Origin of the sequence: Laspinema sp. D2d, from assembly GCF_025370755.1 — a bacterium.
Classification (GTDB): Bacteria; Cyanobacteriota; Cyanobacteriia; order Cyanobacteriales; family Laspinemataceae; genus Laspinema.
This window is the reverse complement of the sequence record NZ_JAMXFC010000003.1, coordinates 82,503-99,053: the sequence shown is the minus strand read 5'-3', so window position 1 is coordinate 99,053 and position 16,551 is coordinate 82,503. Positions and strand designations below refer to the sequence as shown.

The following is a 16,551-nucleotide window of genomic DNA, read 5'->3' as shown; positions in this document are numbered from 1 at the left end:
CCTGATTTTGATGCGCCAAATGTGGGAACGGAAATATCAGGTAATCCGAAGTATTTTTGATAAATCCGCCTTCAGGGGGATGTTTTTCCTTGGGTATAGAACAATGCTGTTTAAAGGAGGTGTCAAAAAAAAACTTAAAAAGACTTCATCCTCAGTGGCTCACCCCATTTATCAAATTGTGGGAGTCAATTTTATTTACTACGTTCGAGGTAGCTACCATGTTTCAAATTGTACAAAGGATGATAGAGTTTGGCGGTCTGGCTCAGGTGCCTGTAGTCACGACGCCAGAACAGTCTTCCGTTTTATTTTCAGGTCCCCAATTTTTTGCAGCTTTAGTTTCTGGGGTCCTCTTAGCCTTTGGTTTTCAACTTTTATTAACAAATCTTTCGGTTGCTGCGGGTATCTCTTACATGGGTAATAGTTCCCGGTCGTCCGGCTCACATTCTGACTCGGGAGATACCCTAGGGGGTACGATTCGGAAAGTAGAAACGGCAGTTGGTATCTGGACTTTGGTCACCGTTAGTATTGCTTTATTTTGCGCTGCATTACTGGCGGTTAAACTCAGCCTGATGGTCAGTGTTGGGTTAGGCGCAATTGTGGGATTGGTGATTTGGGCCACTTATTTCTCGATTTTGGTCTGGGTCAGTTCTACCACGGTAGGCTCGTTAGTCGGTTCGGTGGTTAATGCCGCTACTTCCGGCTTTCAGTCGATTTTGGGAACGGCAACCAGCGCTTTAGGAGCCAAAGCGGCCTCTAATCAGGTGGTAGCAACGGCGGAAGCGGCAGCCGCAGCAGTGCGGCGTGAACTCGGTCAAGCTTTTGATCCCCAGGATATTCGCGAAAATTTAGAAGATTACATTCAGGCTTTAAAACCGGCACAGTTGGATCTCAAAGGGATCCGACAAGAATTTGAAAATTTGCTAAATGAACCCCAACTGCATGAATTAGCGACTCAAGGTACTCTACCGGATGTGGACCGGGAGTCTTTGGTGTCTCTGGTCAGTTCACGCACGGATTTATCAAAGCGGGATATCAATCGCATTGTAGATGAGTTAGAAGCATCCTGGAATCAAACCAAGCAAAAATTGCAACCCCAGAAAGATTGGATGGGGGAATTGGTGACTTATATTAAGGACGCTTCACCGGCAGATTTAATCTCCGATCGCCTAGATAGTAAGCTCGATCGCCTGATTGATGCGATCGGGAATCAGGGTCAGAACAAACAAAACAAGGGAAATCAACAACAACCCGGGATGATGCAGCAGGGGATGATGCTGGCATTTAATACAGCCTTGGGGATGCTGATGGGACGGACCGATGTATCCGATTTCGATTTGGAAAAAATCCTGTCCCAGTTACAGGAAGCCAAACACAAAGTGACCGAAGGAACTGAGAAAGTTACTCGGCAAATTCAGGGTAAACCGGCTGAACCTTACAGTGCCTTACGAGCAGATATTGACAATTACGTCTTCAATAAGTATTCCTGGCAGATGACCCCGGAGACGATTGATCGCGAATTCCGGGATGTGCTGTTTGATCCTGAAGCCGATCCGGGACTGATTCGCCAAGAGTTGGAACGCTTCCGGCGCGGCAATTTTGTGGATATGTTGGCTTCTCGGGGGGTATTTACCCAAAAGCAGATTCAAGAAATCGCCAGTCACTTAGAAGCTGTGCGGTTGCAGGTGTTGTACACCGTGACTCGTGCCGAGGAAGAGCAAAAAGCCCAGGATCTGCGAAATCGGGTGGAACGCTATTTGCGCCATAGTCCCAAGGAAACCCTGAAACCGTCGGATATTGAGCGGGATTTCAAGAAGCTGATTTCCGATTCGACGGCGGATTATCGTGAAATGCGCGATCGCTTGGCACACATTGACCGGGCGATGATGATTGATACCATGCGCGATCGCAACGATCTCACTCGGGATGAAGCGGCAGAAATGCTGGTGGCGTTGGAACAAACCCGGGATCTGGTTTTAGAAGAGTCGAAAGGACTCCAAGAAGCAGCCCAAGCGAATCTGGATCTCCAGTGGAACCATGTTCAGGATTATCTCCGAAATACAGGGAAAGAAGAACTCAATCCCGAAGGTATTAAGCGGGATTTGGGTAAATTATTGGATAACCCTGAAGCCGGTTTTGCGGCGCTGCGATCGCGGTTATCGCACTTTGACCGCGATACTTTGGTGAAGTTGCTCTCCCAACGGCAAGAGTTAAGTGAGGATGAAGTTAACGAGATTGTAGACCGAGTAGAACATACTTGGTACAATGTTTCTCATGCTCCCCAAAAGGTGGCGGACCAGGCGAAGGAACAGTATGATCAAGCGACTTCTGCAATTTCCAATTACCTGCGAAGCACCGGGAAAGACGAACTCAACCCGGAAGGAATTCAGCGGGATTTGCAAACCCTCCTCAAGGATCCTCAAGCCGGTGCGATCGCCATTCGCGATCGCCTGAGTCAAATGGACCGCGATACTTTGGTTCAATTGCTGTCCCAACGGAAAGACTTGAACGAAGAGGATGTCAACCGGATTATTGACGAATTACAGCAAAATATTCGCAAGGTCCTCCGTGCACCGCGCCGACTGGCAACTCGGGTGAAACAACAAGCGTTTGAGTTTGAACAAACCTTTGAAGATTACTTGCGGAATACGGGTAAGGTGGAACTGAACCCTGAAGGCATCAAGCGTGACTTACAATTAATGATCGCCGATCCGCGTCTGGGTGCCAAGAATCTGGGACACCGCCTGGGTCATATTGATCGCACAACGATTGAGGCATTGTTGGCACAACGTTCTGATATTTCAGAACAAGAAGCCAAGGAAATTGTCGGTCGGATTATGTCCGTTCGCGACCAATTCATGCAACAGGTGCAGAATGTTCAAGACCGCATTAAAGCGGTTGTTGATGGCATTTTTGCCCGCATTCGCAACTATCTCAACTCGTTGGATCGTCCGGAACTCAACTACGAAGGACTCAAGCGGGATATTCGCACCTTGTTCGATGATCCGCAAGCGGGATTTGACGCTTTGCGCGATCGCCTCAGTCACTTTGATCGCGATACCCTCGTAGCTGTCATTAGTTCTCGCGATGACATTTCCGAAGCCGATGCCAATCGGATGGTGGATCAAATCGAAGGGGTTCGCAATAATATACTCCGTCGCGCCGAACGGATGCAACTCGAAACCCAACGCCGCATCGAACAGATCAAGCACGAAGCCGAACGCCAAGTAGAAGAAACCCGCAAAGCCGCAGAAGTTGCCGCCTGGTGGTTGTTCTTCACCGCGTTGGTTTCGGGGATTGCTGCTGCCGGTGCTGGTGCTTTGGGTGTGCTTCTGACTGCACGGGTTATGTAATACCATTCCCGGCTGACGCCTTCCTTCTCACCCTTGTAGGGGTAGTACATCAATAGCCTCTACAAATATGAGGGGGACGCACTATAATAGAAAAAAAGCCTCTTTTCTAAGGGGCTTTTTTTTACCTCAAAATTTCACTAAATTCCCTATTGACATCGGATTTTCTTTAGGGTTTAATAGAAAAATAGTAGTCTCTCAATTGAAAAGCAAGAGAGATTATTTACTCATCAATGAACGAATCGGGAGGAAACCTATGTCTGAGTTAGTCGCCATTTCTACTCAAGAATTATGCAAAACCATGACCGGGCATTAACCTAGAGACTTTGAGAATGAATTTTCCATTGGAAACCTCCCTGCGGGTTTCTCGGGATGCCTGGGAATCGACACACCAGACAAATCGAGGAACTCTCAACCATGAACCTAGAACAACTGGGTTGGACTCCATTTTTTGACGAAAGCTTTGCACCCTATCGGCAACAAGGCTATCTACCGGGACGCGTGGCGATCGCCTATAAACATCTCTACGTCATTTACTCCGAAGGCGGGGAATTCTTAGCCGACATTACGGGAAAAATGCGCTATCACGCCACCAGTGAAAACGATTTTCCGGCAGTGGGAGATTGGGTCGCGATGGGATTGCGCGAGGGGGAAAATAAAGCAATAATTCAGGCTATTTTGCCCCGAAAAACTAAGTTTTCTCGCAAAGGTACCGGAGTCAAAACCCGTGAACAAATCGTTGCGACTAATATCGATACGGTCCTATTAATGTCAGGAATGGACCGGGATTTTAACCTGCGGCGCATTGAACGGTATCTGATTTTAGCCTGGGAAAGCGGTGCAAAACCCGTGATTGTGTTGAATAAGGCGGACTTGTGCGATCGCCTGGAAGACTACATCGCTGAGGTAGAAGCAGTGGCGATGGGAGTACCGATTATTCCCCTGAGTGCGATCGCTGGAGTTGGATTAGATGCCTTAACTCCCTACCTGCAACCCGGAAACACCGTTGCCTTACTCGGTTCCTCCGGGGTTGGCAAATCCACCCTCACCAATCAATTACTCGGGACTGCTACTCAAAAAGTGCAGGAAGTGCGCCAAACCGATAGTCGGGGACGGCATACCACCACCCATCGAGAATTGATGATATTACCCTCCGGTGCCATGCTAATTGATACCCCAGGAATGCGGGAAATTCAAACTTGGAACCATCAAGAGGGATTACCGGAAACCTTTGCGGATATCGAAACTTTGGCGCAACAATGCCGATTTCGGGATTGTCAACATGACTCCGAACCCGGTTGTGCCATCCAGGAGGCGATCGCAGAAGGAACGTTGGATTTTGAACGATTTTTCAGTTATCAAAAACTGCAAAGCGAGTTAGCCTATTTGGCCCGAAAACAGGACCAAACTGCTCAATTAGCGGAGAAGAAACGCTGGAAAAAGATTCATAAACAAATCCGGAACTTGAGTAAGGGATAAAACAAAAAAACGGCGGGGGGTTGAACCCCCGCCTAATAACTCAAGTCGGTTAAAACCGACTAACGCAACAACCTTTAGTAAAGGAAAAACGGGGTTTCTGGTTCCTTTGCTATAGATTATTTAGCGATTTAATCGGCATTCTCCTCATCCACATACTCAATTTCATAACCATCGGCATCGATTTCATCGTCATCATCCCGATTAGAACGTCCTACGGAGTTGGCAGAAACCACCGCGCCGAGTTCTAACTGTTCTCGCACCTTCTTTTCAATTTCGTTGGTGATGGGGAGATTTTCTTCCAGATACTTCAGGGAATTATCCCGTCCTTGACCGATATTATCTCCGTTGTAGCTATACCAAGCGCCTTTACGACTAATCACGCCGGTTTCTTCTGCTAGGTCAATCAAGCATCCCATATTAGAAATGCCTTTGCCGAACAAAATATCAAATTCAGCAATCCGGAAAGGCGGCGCGACTTTATTCTTGGCGACTTTAACTTTTGCCCGAATGCCGTATTCTTCCGTGCCTTTTTTCAAGGTTTGAATCCGGCGGATATCCAGACGAACCGAAGCGTAGAATTTGAGCGCATTTCCCCCGGTGGTGGTTTCTGGGTTGCCGTAACCGCCAATTTTTTGCCGTAACTGGTTGAGGAAAATCACCGTACAGCCGGATTTGCCAATATTTCCGGTAATTTTCCGTAAGGCATGACTCATCAACCGCGCTTGTAAACCGATGGTGGGGTCGCCCATTTGTCCCTCGATTTCTGCCCGAGGAACGAGGGCCGCCACGGAGTCAATCACCACCAGGTCCACTGCTGCCGATCGCACTAACTGATCCGCAATTTCTAGCGCCATTTCTCCCGTATCCGGTTGAGACACGAGTAAATTTTCGATATCAACCCCCACTTTCGAGGCATAACTCGGGTCTAGGGCGTGTTCCGCATCCACAAAAGCAGCTAGTCCCCCAGCTTTTTGAACTTCTGCAAGCGCGTGGAGTGCCAGGGTAGTTTTACCGGCACTTTCTGGTCCATAAATCTCAATGACGCGGCCTTTTGGCAACCCGCCACCCAGGGCTAAATCGAGAGTAAGCGCCCCTGATGGAATCGTTTCGACTCTCATCTTGGTGGCATCTCCCAGGCGCATAATCGCCCCTTTGCCAAAGCTTTTCTCAATTTGGGAAAGCACCACTTTTAGGGCCTTGTCTTTTTCAGAATTCGCTGTGCTTGCTGTAGCCATTATCTTAATTTTGGGACTTGCAGATTGGGTATGTTGACTATCTATTCTACATTACTTCAGCTTAGGCTGTGGGGGGGGCATCAAAGGTTAAAATTGTTTTAAAAATGGAGTGGCTTTTCCCCCAGGTGGCCGCCCAGCTCAAAACGCTGTAAAAGTCTTGCTGATTATAGCTTTTATTGTTTAGTCCCTGCTCAAACCCTGAGAACTGTTCATGAATGAGTCGAACGCCTATCAAATGCTGACGGATACGGCCCTATCGGTGGCTGGATTAACCGCCTACATCCAAGAGTTGTTGGAGTTGGATACGCAACTGCGGCAAGTCTGGGTGATGGGAGAGGTTTCGAGTGCCAATCACCATCGCAGTGGGCTGTTTTTCACGTTGCAGGAACCGGATGGGAGTGCGACGATTCGCTGTGTGGTTTGGAATTCGCAGCTTGAAAAATTGGTACAGATGCCACAACGGGGGGAGCAAATTTTGGTGTTAGGCAGTATTCGGATGTATCCGAAGCGGGGTGAGTATCAGCTAACGGTGTGGCAAGGTTTTCCCGCAGGGGAAGGGTTACAGGCCCTGCGCTACCGTCAGTTGCGATCGCGCTTGGAAGCAGAAGGGTTATTTGATGTGGACCGAAAGCGCCGGTTACCGCATCATCCGCAGATTATCGCGGTGGTGACTTCTCCCCAGGCAGCAGCATGGGGGGATATTCAGCGAACGCTCAATCAGCGTTATCCGGGATTGCGGGTGTTGCTGTCTCCGGCAACGGTCCAGGGGGAACAGGCCCCAGCTTCGATCGCCGCTGCGATCGCCCGGGTGGAGAGGGATAGTCGCGCTGAGGTGCTGATTTTGGCCCGGGGTGGGGGGGCGTCGGAGGATTTGGCTTGTTTTAATGATGAACGAGTGGTGAGGGCAATTTCCGAATGTTCGATTCCGGTGATTACGGGAATTGGACATGAACGAGATGAATCTCTGGCTGATTTAGTGGCGGATGTTAGAACGTCTACTCCCACTGCTGCGGCTGAAATTGTAGTTCCAGAATTGGCGAGTTTGTATGCAGAACATCGGTCCCGGGTGGAACGGGTGAAAGCAGCAATGGTTGAGCATATCGCACAGGAAGTAGAAGATATTAATCAGTTGCGATCGCGGTTATATCGGTTACCGTTAGAACGACAACTCAAAGAAGATTGGCAATCTCTGCAATGGTTGCAAAAAAGACTGGTGCAAGCAACGTTACAACAAAGCGATCGGGCGCAGCAGCATTGTGAGTTGTTACGGCAAAAGTTGGGAACGTTGGACCCGCAAAAGGTGTTACAGCGGGGGTATGCGGTGTTGAAGAAAGAGGATGGGGCGATCGCTCGCAGTAGCAGTGAGTTAGTGGCCGGAGAGGAGGCGATCGTGCAACTGGCTCAAGGTCAGGTGAAGGTGCAAATTACGGAAATTTTGGAATAATATTTTATATAAGCCTCTGTTGGGTTTATGGAGGCAGAGCCTCCAATTGTGCATGACTTGGATTCAGCCAAGTCCCGAGGTATATTTGGGGAGTGCAAGCATCTTGCTCGCTTTTTATTTTTCACCTACGTCAAAACCTGATAGATATTCACGGGCTGTTCTCTTCCTTTTAATTGGACACTACCAATACATTGAGTGGGAAATTTTCCCTGAATATAGTGATAGGTTTCTTCCCCAATTAAAATCCGACAAACTCCCCCCTCTAAGGTTTTATCGTAACTTTCCAAGCGGGCGGCGACATTGACCGTATCCCCTAACACAGTATAGTTTAACCGTTGGCGAGAGCCGAGACTCCCGGCGAAGACATTGCCGGTGGATATGCCGACGCGCATAGCGACGGTGGGACGGCCTTGAGCTTGCCATTGCTGATTGAGCGATCGCAATTTTTTCCCCATCGCGATCGCACAAGCAACAGCGGCGATCGCCTCTGCGGCAATTTCATCCGAGTGCGTCCGGGGAATTGGCACCCCAAACACAGCCATAATGGCATCCCCGATAAATTTATCAACAACCCCATCATGCTCTAAGACAATCGCTGCCATCGCTTTCATATACTCATTCAGCCACAGCATTAAGGTTTGGGCATCGGTCTGTTCAGTAATTCGGGTAAACCCTTGCAGGTCGGTAAATAGCACTGTTGCGGTCATTTGCTGCCCTAAAATCTGCCCTTCTTTGAGTAATTCATGACGACTATTCCACACCGCTTGAGCAATTTTGGGGGAAACGTGCTGACCCAACAAATTCATCACCGTTTGACGGTTCTCACTTTCAATATAAGCGGTATAGCCAACCATCGCTACCGCTGAACTGATTAAAGCCAGCAAAGGGGGTACAATCGGTATCCACCATCCCGCTAAAAAGACCAAAAATCCTCCGCCAATCGACCCCCCGGAAACTAAGGCCAGGATCATAATTTTGGAGCGAATTCGTAAGAACCTCCAGCCTAATATTGCACCCACCCCAGACCATATAAAAATCCAGACTCCTTCCACTGGATCAGACCAAACGGAGATAGAGCGTCTTCCCTCTAATGCCCCACTTAATAACTGAGTCACTGCATCGGCATGAACTTCAACCCCCGCTGGGGCGGTGACCCAATTATTGCTATAGGATGTAAAAAATCTATCTTTAAGACTCGCTGCGGTCGAGCCAATTAAGACAACGCGATCGCGAAAAAAATCCGGTGTAACCTGGTTTTCCAAAACATCCGTCATAGACACCGTATCAAAAACATGACAGTGAGGCATCTGATTTCGGCAAAGATGATTACGGGGGTTCGATAAAATTTGAATGCCTCCGGCATCCACGCCTACATAACCCCCATCATTTTCAGTTAAGCGCACAAAAGAGGTTTTTCCCAACCCCAATTTAAACCGTTCGCGGTCTAGTAATTCAAATCCGATTCCCTGGGGTTTTAAATACTCTAAGGCTAATTTTACAGGAAAACTATAAATAGTTTTATCATTTTTATCTTTAAGGGAGAGTAAAATACGCCGAATTCTCCCATCACTGTCTAATAAAATATCGGCTGCCCCCACCTGTCCAAGTTCGTTTAATTGAGCCGGAGGGTTAACGGAATCCCCATGAGCATCTCCAGTTATTTTCTGAATTCCAATTAAATTGGGGGTTGAAGTAAATACCTCAGTGAGCCTGTCCTGTCCCGGTTCTACGGGTAGATCCCGATAAATATCCAGTCCGATCGCGGCAGGTTGATGACTTTTAATGGTTTCAAGTAATTGCGCTAAAACCAGGTCAGAAATCGGCCAAGTTTTAGCGCGTCGGATATCCGCTTCATTAATAACAACAATGGCAATCCGCGAATCGGTGGGTTCTACGGGACGCCAGCGAAAAAATAAGTCAAGGGTAGCCCATTCTAATAGTTGCAAGACGCCCAAACTTCGCAAGACAAGGATTAAAAGTGCGACAGTAGGAGCGGTGATGAATACCCCGCGCCATTCCCATAAAACCTGTTTAATTTTTTTAGCTGTCACCTCGGGAGATTGTCTTATAAAAACTTGGAATAGGGGTACATTTCGATGAGACATTAGCACCGGGAGAGAGGATAAAATAATCGTTCAGATTTTACAGGAAAATTAAATTGACACTGCTGAGATAAGAAACGGACGGGCGGATGACTCCATAGGGCTCAAGGGGATGTCAACCGAACCCTGAAATTATGCAGAACACGGTCCGTTTATTGCTCGGTGGGTAACGGTTGATTTTCCATTTCACAGCATTCTAAAAACGGCTGATTGACCAGAGATTCGAGATTAACAACCTCAGAACTCAACAGTTCATCCCATCCCATTTTTGCTTCTGTAGAAAAATTACTGGGGGACTGCTGCATATCCGCTAACAGTTCCAAGTTTGGATACCAAAAGCCATTTTTTCCATAAATTTCAGCACGTTCTAGGGGAGTTGCAGCATTTTCCAGATCCGCCATTAAGCTTGGACTCACATCCATCGGTTTTAGCCATCCCGAGACGAATAAATCAGCGGCGCGATCGGTCGGATCGCACAGAATACTAAAGTACCACCGATAATACTCCCCACTGTTTAAGGATAGCTCATCTAAGGGAACCGTGAGCTTGATAATCCCAGGGGTATTGGTGAGTGTCACCATCCGCTGATAAAGCTGTTCTGTTCCCGTCTCATCTTGCAGGACAAATTCCCCAGTGAGGGCCGCAGTCGAGGGCAAATAGATAAAAAAGGTGGTGGAATTTCCCGCTACGGTTAACCCAACTCCAGAGGAAGGCATCAAGGCGGTGAGGGGTTCCGAGGGAATCTCGCGATCGACGGGACATTTACCGCGAATTCCATTGTTAATCGGAAGTCCTCGCGAAGGCGGTTCTACTAGAGGCGGCTGATAAAACCTTGTGCCTCCTGCGGAACCCTGTAAGGGAGAGGGTTCATCCTTTGGCGGATCCAGGGGATCCCCTTGGGTGAGGAGTTCCCCGCCTTGGGTTGCTGTGGGGATTTCTCCGGCGGTGGTGCTTGCCTGTAGCGGTGTGGACAAGCGAGAGACAATGGCGATCGCCATCAAGACGGCGAACCCAACGGGACTTAGAGATAGAGGGGACTTTTGCCCAGGCATAATACAACGCTCTCCTGTATGAATGAATTAAATTTTAAGAGGGGAATTTCTGCTTTTATGTCTTAGTCTGTCATTCAAGTTGTTTTGTTCTCTAAAAAGAAAGGGTAACAGGGATTTGGCTTAACATCCCGCCTCTCCACTCATTAACGAGGAGAAAGCGATCGCGCCGAAAAAATCGCTTACTTCCCGATGAATCGGCATTGAAGATATGCCATAAGGGGGAAGCAATGGAGGGACGATTGTGGATCACAATGTAAGGCAGTACCGTTGACCCTTGAGCATCTAATTATGTTAAAACACAACCTAATGAAAGTAAATCTGAGGAGGACGGCTTACCTAGGGGGGTTTCTCTTAGGCGCGATGATGGCGATCGCTTCCCCGAGTTTCGCACAAGAGGAGATGCCGGTATCTCAACCCTCACCAGCAACGGAAGAGACTGTCCCGAGGTTGATTGAACCGTTTTTTGCTGATGTTATTGTGCAAGGCAGGCCGATTTTTCAAATCGGCAGTGTGGGAAATCTCACCGCACGTGAACGCGCACAGATTATCAACCGACGCATCAGCAGTTTAATGGGTCAATCTGAAACTTTAGACTCGATTACTGTTCAGTATAATCAGGTCGCAAATTATGCAACGTTGCAAGTCAATAACCGCGTGATTATGACAGTAATCGAGCAGGATGCGGAGGATTTTGGGGTTGAAAATGCTCAAGTTTTAGCCAATCAGTGGGCGGAGGAATTAAACCAAGCTTTTGATCGTCCTCCCCTGGCGATCGATGTCGCCCAACGCCTCAATGCCACGGTGCGGAATTTACTTCAAGATGCAATTGGTAACTTACCCTCGCTAGTGGGAGCATTAATTGTCATCTTATTAACTTGGGGGTTGGCTATTGCTGTCCGTCGGATTGCCTATAGTTGGGCGCAAAAAACCGAAGGCGATCACAGTACAGAACTGTTGATTTCCCGATTGGGTTATGGGGCGATTTGGGGCATCGGTTGGGTGATTGCCTTGGGCGTTTTAGGGCTAGATTTTGCCGCTTTACTGGGAGCATTAGGACTCACCAGTGTGGCGATCGGGTTTAGTTTGAAAGATGTTTTAAGTAACTATATTGCCGGGGTGATTCTGCTGGCGGTTCGTCCCTTCCGGATTGGGGACCAGATTGCGATCAGTGATTATGAAGGCACAGTCACCGAAGTGCAACTCCGTGCCACTACAATCAGAACTTATGATGGACGGCTGATTTATATTCCAAATCAAGAAGTCTTTTCATCCAGTATTACGAACAATACCGCTTCACCTCGGCGACGCACTTCGGTAATAGTTGGTATTGATTATGAAGCTGACATCAACCAGGCCAAAGCCGCAATTTTAAAAGCCCTATCCGAACTCGACTTAGTAGAACCCAGCCCAGCACCAGAAGTCCTCGTTCAGGAATTGGCAGCTAGTACGATTAATTTAGAAATTCGCTTTTGGGTAGATTCCCGACGAGCAGAGTTTTTGGAAATGACCTCTCAGGGCGCGCAAAGAATTAAAGAGGCATTAGACCAGGCAAATGTTGAAATGCCGACGGAAATTTATACTCTAACTTTTCGGAATTTACCTCCCTCAATTCAGCCCTCCCGACCCCAAGGCTAAAGGCCGGAAATCCCTGATACAAGACCACCTAGTAACCCAATAAGAGAACGAAACCAAGGGAGGTTTCGGTTGTGTTTTACTCAGGATTCCCCCAGGGAGATTGAGAGTGATGATGTCCGGGAGGGTTACCGGGAGAGGGAGCGAATACCTATCTCCAGACTGATTTAAAGCTAAGAATTATCGGTTATAACTAACTCATAATAATACGACAGTTTTTACTCGATTTGGAGATGAAATCATGAGAAAATTTACTCACTCGAACTTACCCGCAGCATTTGTAAGTTTATTGGCGATCGCTGGAGGATTACTAACGGGAACGACCCAAACCCTTTCCGCCTCAACGCCCTCCTGGCAACAGGCACAGGCACAGGCAACCCAAAGTTTCTGCCGTCGCACCCTCGCCCCTTCGGGGTTAATTATCCGCCAAGGACCAAATCCAGGCAGTCCCCAGGTAGGATTTGTTCCCTATAACGAACAAGTGACCTTAGTCCAAGGATTTCAAGGTATCCAAGGACCCGACGGACGCCAATGGGTGGAAATTGCCGCCCCCGTGCAGGGATATATATCCAATGGAAATGGTAATACCAGTAATTTGGGCTATTGTATCGAACAAGTGGGAACAACTCCGGTACCGAGTACCGGACCAACCCCGGTTAGCTTATGCCGAGAAGTCAATGGCGATCGCGCACCCCGAGGTTTAGCCATTCGCGAAAACCCATCCCGCCTTTCCGCCTATAAAGGCGGCGTTGATGCGGCTGCACGAGTCACCTTAGTTGAAAATTATCAACTCGTCCGAGATATCAATGGAGAACCCCGAGATTGGGTTCAAATTACTTTCCCGATTAATGGTTATATTTCCGCTGACAGTTTAACCCTCTGTCCCCAAAGTTAATAGGGGTTAATTGCCATAAATAATCCCTCTTTTGTCTAAACAAAGAGGGATTATTTTAAGGATTGAATCTGGATAAAATTAAGCCAGGACTTACACAATCCCCAAATTATTCTAACAAGGCAACTGCTTCGGGCAGCGGTTGATACATGGGACTAGAAAACGGCTGGAACCCTTGGCAATCAACGATGAGATGACATAGTAACCGCATGGGCAAAAAGGCCGGTGGTGGATTAACTCGCTCTACGGTAATCGTTACGGCATGAGGATTCTGGTGGAAAACATCAAAGATATCCTCTCGCAAATATCTGGGACAGTAACCGACTAAATGAGCATCTTCAGTCCGTAACATCAAGGCAAGGCGATCAAATTCGTTTTGGAAGTCATGCATCAAGAATAGGCGATCGCCCACTTGTAGAGTCAGAATGCGATCGGCACTGGTAGCGGGTAAATAACGTAATCCATGTGTAAAAAAGTAGAGATGATACCGTCCGCGATCGTCTAATTCCGGATAGGGAAACAGGGCAAACTGATCGGTAACCTTGGTCCCCCCACTGCGAGAAAGCATTGCCATTGGATCATATTCTGATTCGGGCAAATTTAACCAACTCATATAATCGGGATAATCAGGACGGGATGGTTTTAAAATTCGATTCGAGAAAAAGGGAAAGATCTCAGTAGATTCATAGACTTTTTCTAAGCTGGGAAAAGAGAACAATCCTTCAAACCCCGATTTCTCCCGAGCCTCTTTTACGCCTTGTAGATAACGAAATTGATAAAACTCTCCCGAATAAGTTAATTGGGCAATCACGAACCAAGCCCGACTCACTGGATCTTGCCAAGCAATCAACAATTTTTTAAACATAGCCCCTCTTTTACAGCATTTTATGGACTCAGGAGGTACAAGCCTCGAAATAGTGATTTCCTTGTCAAGTCTTGAATATAGAAACGATTCGTACCTCCGCAGACTAAAAACTATCTAGCTTCATTAGTCTCATTTTATTACAAGTTAAGATTTCTTGAGAAAAAGAAATTGCAATGGGAGTAATTCTCTCTCCGGGAATTTTATCAAACAGTGTATTAATATCGGCTGTTGACACAGTAGACAACTGCTCTAACCAAATTAAAGCAGCATTAGCATATTGTTTTTTAGCTTCACCAAAGGCATCAAAAGTTTTCATGGGGTATTTGTCTTCTGGATCTGCATAAAGTGCGGACCTACATTTATTGACATAAGCAGTAACAGCGTGATTATTGAGTTTCTGTTGCCGGTTAGGGTCCAGTAATTCCCGTCCGAGACTGGATGCGTGGTCATAACTAGGGGCTAAATAGCTGATGGGTTGACCCGTTGCCGGTTCGGGGGACTCGATAATTCCCCAGTTTTCGTGATGCCGATCGCTATTTCCGATCCAAGCATCTAACAGTAAATAGCCAATAAAAGTCTCTACGGCTGTCTCGATTCCTGCTGGGGGAGTCCAATTAATCGGACGTTTCACCTGAGTTTTGTGAATGGCATTGAGTACCACATTCAGAGTATGTGCTGATACTTTAGAATCAAATTTTGGATATTCCGGCATCATTCGAGCCAGAATTTCATTACCCAAGGTGAGTCTTCCACTTTCCGGGAGAAATGAGGGGGAAACTGTCCCCCGACTACCGTTCCAGCTTGCTAACTCAATCTCAGCATGAGGCAATCCCAGTAATTTACACAATTCAGCCGATATTTTTTCTGACCAATCTTCTCCCGTATTGGGACGAGATTGTTTATAGAGACAATTACCCAATTCAGGATGGTTAAACCAAAATTTATATTTAGTCCCTAGTTGTTCTAGTTCTTGAGTAGCATTTTCTGGAATTTTAAATATAGGAAAGAAGTCGAACATTAATTTAGCTTTATAAATTATATTTATCAAGGTAACGTAAAGCCTGATCACCTTATTTTATATTGTAGCAGAGCAATTAGAAAACCCGAATAATGGTGAAATGGAGTGATTCAATGATCCTCTTAATGGGATTCGGGATTGCCTCTAATTTTACCAATTTTTATGTTTAAGCCAGATCTTTTGTCTCTATACCCCCTCCAAACTATCCTACTCGGAGGCTAACCGAGTGAGCCATTGATCGGCCTCTTTATACTTGCGAAACTTCTTCTCGTCTTGGCGAAATTCTGGGGTATGCACATTCAAGCGTCCATTTACCCATTTCCCTTCATGCTGTTTATGAAGCAATTCGTGATACAAGACGAACTCCACTACATATTGCGGAACCCGATCGCTATCTAAGCTAATACTCAATACCACGCGATCGCGTCCGCGTTCATAATGCCCGAATTTGCGGGTGGTAAAGGACCCATTCCAGCTTAGGCGCGGTTTGACCATTTTCCCCCCAAAATACTCTCGGTTGAGGGTGTGAAATAGGCGATCGAGGTTGTAGCATTTTCCTTGGGGATTCTCGGCTTCGGTATCCGCTATCAAATCTAGTTCTAATACTACTTCGCTGTATTCTTCGGAAAGAGCATACTCTTTAATTCCTTGACTATCTTCTTGATTTTTACCGACAAAGGCTAATCGAACTAGGGCGGCTAAAATCTCATCATTGGCATTAATAAAGGCTTCATTGATTTGGGCTTTTGCCTCTAATGGGCCGATTTTTCCTTTGTACAAATGGGTCATATTTGTAAACGCGATCGCAATGGTTTTGCAGGGATGTTGCATTCGAGTCCACAGCATTTCTTCTGCCTGCTGCTGGGTGCGTCTTGTGGCACTCAAATGGCGTTCTAAATTCGCTTCGTCGGTTAAAAATTTTATCCAAGCATAAGTCTGCCTAGACCTTTTATTTAATTGGGCTGGGGTGGCATTCTGTTGAGTGCAGATTCCGTCGATTGTGCCTACGGTTTCTTGAAGACTCTTGAGCAGTTGCTGTTTTTGTGAATGGCTATTTTGCGGATGAGCGACGATGGAGGCGATCGCGGCTAAAACCTGTTGTTGTTGATTACGAATATTTTTGAGGCGAATTGGTTCTACAGAGACTGAGGGGCTATGCTGGGATGCAACGGGCAGGTTGGATAAGTCGATTTGTGCCAGGAACTCATAGGCTTTGCGCGAGGGCGTCGGGAGTTGGGAGGGACTGATATTGGCATTGGCACAGATTTGGTTAATCTGGGCGAGGGTTTCCTGGATGAATTCCTGAAAACTGAGCAGGCGACTACGGGGGACTCCTTCCTGTAACTGACTTCTGGCGATTTGCGCTGCTTTGACGATTCCCTGAATCCGAATCATGCCGTTTCCTCCTGGGGCGATCCCCGTGGCGATTCTTGCTTGAGGGTAACAGCAAAGGGATGGCTGCTGCAAATTCTCCATCGGGAGTGA

The 16,551-nt window shown here is 47.2% G+C and carries 11 protein-coding genes; 5 read left to right on the top strand and 6 right to left on the bottom strand.

Annotation, left to right across the window (positions count from 1 at the left end; genetic code table 11):
* Positions 1–218: 218 nt before the first annotated feature.
* Together NG796_RS03095 and rsgA are read left to right on the top strand one after the other, a co-directional pair.
* Positions 219–3,350: an MFS transporter gene (locus NG796_RS03095; RefSeq protein ID WP_261204456.1), complete on the top strand. Its 3,132-nt coding sequence runs from the start codon at positions 219–221 to the stop codon at positions 3,348–3,350.
* Between the two features lie 414 nt (positions 3,351–3,764).
* Entirely contained in the window at positions 3,765–4,826 is a 1,062-nt protein-coding gene (gene rsgA, locus NG796_RS03090) for a ribosome small subunit-dependent GTPase A (RefSeq protein WP_261204455.1), read from the top strand.
* A 128-nt stretch (positions 4,827–4,954) separates the two neighbouring features.
* On the opposite strand, the gene recA is transcribed toward rsgA, so the two are convergent.
* Positions 4,955–6,061, bottom strand: coding sequence for a recombinase RecA (recA, locus tag NG796_RS03085; protein ID WP_261204454.1), 1,107 nt, complete (start codon positions 6,059–6,061; stop codon positions 4,955–4,957).
* 211 nt (positions 6,062–6,272) lie between these two features.
* Here recA and xseA point away from each other — a divergent pair, with 211 nt between their 5' ends.
* Positions 6,273–7,505, top strand: coding sequence for an exodeoxyribonuclease VII large subunit (gene xseA, locus NG796_RS03080; RefSeq protein WP_261204453.1), 1,233 nt, complete (start codon positions 6,273–6,275; stop codon positions 7,503–7,505).
* A 125-nt stretch (positions 7,506–7,630) separates the two neighbouring features.
* On the opposite strand, the gene NG796_RS03075 is transcribed toward xseA, so the two are convergent.
* Together NG796_RS03075 and NG796_RS03070 are read right to left on the bottom strand one after the other, a co-directional pair.
* Positions 7,631–9,556, bottom strand: coding sequence for an adenylate/guanylate cyclase domain-containing protein (locus NG796_RS03075; RefSeq protein WP_261204452.1), 1,926 nt, complete (start codon positions 9,554–9,556; stop codon positions 7,631–7,633).
* A gap of 203 nt (positions 9,557–9,759) precedes the next feature.
* Positions 9,760–10,659: a DUF928 domain-containing protein gene (locus NG796_RS03070; RefSeq protein WP_261204451.1), complete on the bottom strand. Its 900-nt coding sequence runs from the start codon at positions 10,657–10,659 to the stop codon at positions 9,760–9,762.
* A gap of 306 nt (positions 10,660–10,965) precedes the next feature.
* On the opposite strand from NG796_RS03070, the gene NG796_RS03065 reads away from it, so the two are divergent.
* Both NG796_RS03065 and NG796_RS03060 read left to right on the top strand, forming a co-directional pair.
* On the top strand, positions 10,966–12,294 hold the full coding sequence (locus tag NG796_RS03065) for a mechanosensitive ion channel family protein (protein WP_261204450.1): 1,329 nt from the start codon (positions 10,966–10,968) through the stop codon (positions 12,292–12,294).
* A gap of 238 nt (positions 12,295–12,532) precedes the next feature.
* Positions 12,533–13,186, top strand: a complete 654-nt coding sequence (locus tag NG796_RS03060) for an SH3 domain-containing protein (protein WP_261204449.1) — start codon at positions 12,533–12,535, stop codon at positions 13,184–13,186.
* 106 nt (positions 13,187–13,292) lie between these two features.
* Here the strand turns inward: NG796_RS03060 and NG796_RS03055 are convergent, their stop codons facing one another.
* From NG796_RS03055 to NG796_RS03045, 3 genes are all read right to left on the bottom strand, one after another.
* Positions 13,293–14,048 (bottom strand): HIRAN domain-containing protein, encoded by a 756-nt coding sequence (locus NG796_RS03055; protein ID WP_261204448.1) that lies wholly within the window; start codon positions 14,046–14,048, stop codon positions 13,293–13,295.
* A 103-nt stretch (positions 14,049–14,151) separates the two neighbouring features.
* Positions 14,152–15,066, bottom strand: coding sequence for a hypothetical protein (locus tag NG796_RS03050; protein ID WP_261204447.1), 915 nt, complete (start codon positions 15,064–15,066; stop codon positions 14,152–14,154).
* A gap of 207 nt (positions 15,067–15,273) precedes the next feature.
* Positions 15,274–16,542, bottom strand: a complete 1,269-nt coding sequence (locus NG796_RS03045; RefSeq protein ID WP_261204446.1) for a M48 family peptidase — start codon at positions 16,540–16,542, stop codon at positions 15,274–15,276.
* Positions 16,543–16,551: the final 9 nt, after the last annotated feature.